This is a genomic window from Variovorax sp. P4_D9 (assembly GCF_056401695.1).
Genome location: NZ_JBFUIU010000791.1, coordinates 1 through 4049 on the forward strand (window position 1 = coordinate 1; position 4049 = coordinate 4049).

The 4049-nt window shown below is 61.8% G+C and carries 4 protein-coding genes and 1 pseudogene; all 5 read right to left on the reverse strand.

The annotated features are described in order from the left end of the window. Window positions 1-456 (reverse strand): annotated as a pseudogene (locus AC1DY5_RS45240) (dehydrogenase); the annotation flags it as partial. A gap of 5 nt (window positions 457-461) precedes the next feature. Next, a complete protein-coding gene (locus tag AC1DY5_RS45245; protein WP_478120929.1) occupies window positions 462-1583 on the reverse strand; it encodes an ABC transporter ATP-binding protein in 1122 nt (373 codons plus the stop codon). Between the two features lie 26 nt (window positions 1584-1609). Next, window positions 1610-2518: a carbohydrate ABC transporter permease gene (locus AC1DY5_RS45250; protein WP_478120930.1), complete on the reverse strand. Its 909-nt coding sequence runs from the start codon at window positions 2516-2518 to the stop codon at window positions 1610-1612. Further along, window positions 2511-3377: a carbohydrate ABC transporter permease gene (locus AC1DY5_RS45255; RefSeq protein ID WP_478120931.1), complete on the reverse strand. Its 867-nt coding sequence runs from the start codon at window positions 3375-3377 to the stop codon at window positions 2511-2513. Before AC1DY5_RS45255 ends, AC1DY5_RS45250 begins: the two co-directional genes overlap by 8 nt. Window positions 3378-3438: 61 nt before the next feature. Continuing rightward, on the reverse strand, window positions 3439-4049 hold a 611-nt coding region (locus AC1DY5_RS45260; RefSeq protein ID WP_478120932.1), incomplete at its 5' end, for an extracellular solute-binding protein.

Consider the following 4049-nt stretch of genomic DNA (forward strand, 5'->3'; position numbering starts at 1 on the left):
GGGCGCATGCGCGTACGGAGCGCTGCGTGGCGCCTCGGTCGGGTCGATTCCCGCCTGTCCACGCACTCCGAACAGATTCTCGGCCTGGCCATACCAGTCCTCCAGCTCCTCATAACCAATGGGCCACGCTGGTGTGACTCCATCTTCGAGATCGTGCGCAAGAAAGTCGCGCTCCCGGAAGCGGAACATGGCGGTGCCGTAAAACTTGGTATGGCCGCCGACGAAATAATATTGCCCCGGTCTGAAACGACGCGCACCGCTCGTCCACGTTTCCGTGCTGCGGTAGCGCAGGTCGACGAACACCGACTCGGCGCTCCAGTTTTCGGGTTCGCGCGGCAGCACAGGGCCACGCTCCAGGATCAGGACGCGCGCGCTGGTGCCGGCCAATTGCCGGGCAACGGCCCCGCCGCCGACCCCGGAGCCGATGATCACCACGTCGTAGTCGCGCGCTGTCATGGCCGTCACGCAATCAGCATCTCGGTCTTGACGTCGAAGCACACCAGCTTCGACAGATCGATGAGGAAGCGCGCGTTCTGCTCCGGCTTCAACGGTGCATCGGGCTCCAGGCGCACGGTGAACTCGCTGCCCCCCAAGTTCAGGACCACCAGGGTATCCGCGCCGGTCGGCTCGATGACTTCCACCCGGGCATCGACAAAGCACTGCAACGGTCCGGCGACCATGCCGTCTCGCGCGAGGCTCACGGCTTCGGCGCGAATCCCGGCGATGACTTCCTGGCCAGCGTAAGCCTGCAACGCGRCCAAGTTCACGGGTGGCGGCAGCGGAATGTTCACACGCGGACTTTGGCCCGACTGGATCTCCAGGCTCGAGGCACCGTCCGCAACGGCCATGCGCGCCTTGACGAGATTCATGCGCGGAGAGCCCATGAAGCTGGCGACGAAGGTATTGGCCGGGCGGTTGTAGACCTCGTACGGCGTGCCGAGCTGCTGCAGCACACCGCCTTTCATCACGGCAATCCTCGTCGCCAGCGTCATCGCCTCGATCTGGTCGTGGGTCACGTAGACGATCGTCGCCTTCAGTCGTTGATGAAGTTTCTTGATCTCGGTCCGCATGTCTACGCGAAGCTGCGCATCGAGATTCGAGAGTGGTTCGTCGAAAAGGTACAACTGGGGCTCCCGGGCGAGCGCGCGCCCGATGGCGACGCGCTGTCGCTGGCCGCCGGAGAGCTGGCGTGGTTTGCGATCGAGCAGATGCTCGATCTGAAGAAGCTTCGAAACCGACTTGACGCGCTCGGCCCGCGCCGATTTCTCTACCTTCCGCATTTCCAGCGGAAACTCGATATTCTTCGCAACGGTCATGTTCGGGTACAGCGCGTACGACTGGAACACCATCGAAATGTTTCGCTCCGCCGGCGCGACATTCGTGATGTCGCGGCCTTGGAGGCTCAATGATCCGCTCGTCGGTTCTTCGAGGCCCGCGATGATGTTCATCAGCGTACTCTTGCCGCAGCCGGAGGGGCCGACGAGCACGAGGAACTCGCCGTCGAGCAAGCCGATGGAGATGTCGTGCAGGATCTTAACGGGGCCGAAGCTCTTCTGCACGTTGACGAGATCGAGGGATGCCATGGATGTCTCCTGAAGAGGGTGGGCGTTCAGCCCTTGACCGAGCCGGCCATCAAGCCGCGGACGAAGTACTTGCCGGACACGAGATACACGACCAGCGTGGGGATCGCCGCGATGAACGCGCCGGCGAAGTGAACGTTGTATTCCTTGACCCCGGTGCTGCTGTTCACCAGGTTGTTCAATGCCACCGTGAGCGGATAAGAGCTGAAGTCGCTGAACGACGCACCGAACAGGAACTCGTTCCAGATGTTGGTGAATTGCCATATCACGGTCACGACAATGATCGGCGTGCTGTTGGGCAGAAGGATCCGACCCATCACCCCAAAGAAGCCGGCACCGTCCATGCGGGCCGAGCGAATCAGCTCGGACGGGAATGCCGCATAGTAGTTGCGGAAGAAAAGGGTCGTGAAGCCGATGCCGTACACGGTGTTCACGAAGATCAGGCCCTTAACCGTCCCCGCGAGCCCCAGGAAGCCGAGCGTCTTCGCCATCGGTATCAGCACGATCTGGAATGGAATAAAGACCGAGAACAGCATTGCGGCAAACATCAGGTTCGCTCCGCGGAACTTGAACTGCGTGAGGATGTAGCCGTTCAGGGCACCGATCAGCGTGGACAGCACCACCGCGGGAATGACGAGCAGGAACGAATTGATGAAGAAGGGCCGCAGACCGGTCGGTTGCACCCCGATCTGTGCCGTGCTCCAGGCGCTCAGCCAGGGCGCGATCGTCCAGTCGACAGGCAAGGACATCATGTTGCCGGTTCGGATCTCGTCGAGCGGCTTGAACGAGTTCACCGCCATCACATAGACAGGCATCAGGAAGACCACGGCGCAGAGGAACAGCACGACGTAGAGGACGATGCGCGCGATGTCCAGCCTGGGCTGGACGCCGCTGGCCCCGTGTACATGCACGGCGGCATGCGTAGCTGCATTAGCCATTTTTGACCTTCCGCATTTCGCTCAAGAGGTAAGGGAGCACCACCGCACCGATGGCCACCAGCATCAGCACCGAACTCGCGGCACCGACGGCCATCTCGTTGCGGGTGAACGTGTACTGATACATGAACACCGACGGGAGCCACGTCGAGCGGCCCGGGCCACCGTTGGTCAACGCGATGACCAGGTCATAGGACTTGATAGCCATGTGCGCGAGGATCACGAAGGCCGAGACGAACACCGGTCCCAGCTGCGGCAGGATGATGCGCAGGTAGATCTGCCAGGTCTTCGCGCCATCCACCTTGGCCGCGTTGACCTGCTCCGTGTCCACGCCGCGCAGTCCCGCGAGGAACATCGCCATCACGAAACCGCTGGTCTGCCATACGGCGGCGATCACCACGCAGTAGATCGCCATCTCGCTGTCCTTGATCCAGGTGAAGGAGAAGCTCTCCCAGCCCAGCAGATGGATCGAGCGCTCCAACCCGACACCTGGGTCCAGCAACCACTTCCAGGCCGTGCCGGTGACGATGAACGACAGTGCCATCGGGTAGAGGAAGATGGACCGGAAGACGCTCTCGGAGCGGATCTTCTGGTCGATCAGGATCGCCAGCCCGAGACCCAGCGCCATGGCGATCACGATGTAGAGACTCGCGAAGGTCGCCAGGTTGACGAGGGAGACCTGCCAGTTCTCYAGTCCGAGCAATCGCGTGTAGTTGGCCGCGCCCGCCCATTCGAACGACGGCATCATCGTCGACGTGGTGAAGGACAGGTACATCGTGAACATGATGTAGCCGTACACGCACACCAGCACGAGCAACGCGCTGGGGCTGAACAGCAACTTGGGTAGGTAACCGGCTTTCATCGCAGTGCTCCTCAGGCCGGGTGATGGATATCACCCGAAGGTCAAGGGTTGATCTGATCGCTCAGTTCCTGGCGGCCGACAGCAGTTCCGCGACGGCCTTCTTGTCGTCGATCTGGCCGTTGAAGTGACGCGTGATGACATCGTAGAAGGAACTCTTCATCGAGGCCGGAACCGCATGGCCGTGCGCGATGGAGCCGACCAGCGTGTTGTTCTTGCTTGCTTCGGCGGCGTCCTTGATCGCCTTCTTTCCGCACTCGTCGAACGCGGCGTCCGACACATCATTGCGCGCCGGCGCCGCGCCCTTGATGACGTTGAACGACGACTGGAACGAGGGGTCCATGACGTCCGCGGCCATCTTCATCTGTGCCGCGGTCTTTGCTGGATCGCTCAGCTTGAACATCGCGAAGTTGTCGGTGTTGAAGGACGCGGAGCCCTGAGTTCCCGGGAAGCGGTAGCACGCGAAGTCCTTGCCTGGCACCTTCTTGGCGTTGACGAACTCGCCCTTGGCCCAGTCACCCATGATCTGGAAGCCGGCCTTGCCGCTGATGACCAAGCCCGAAGCGACGTTCCAGTCGCGTCCGGAGAAGTCCTTGTCGACCAGCTTGCGGATCTGCGTCATGCGCTGGAACACCTTCAGCGTGGTCGGCGAGTTCAGCGCCTTCGGGTCCAGGT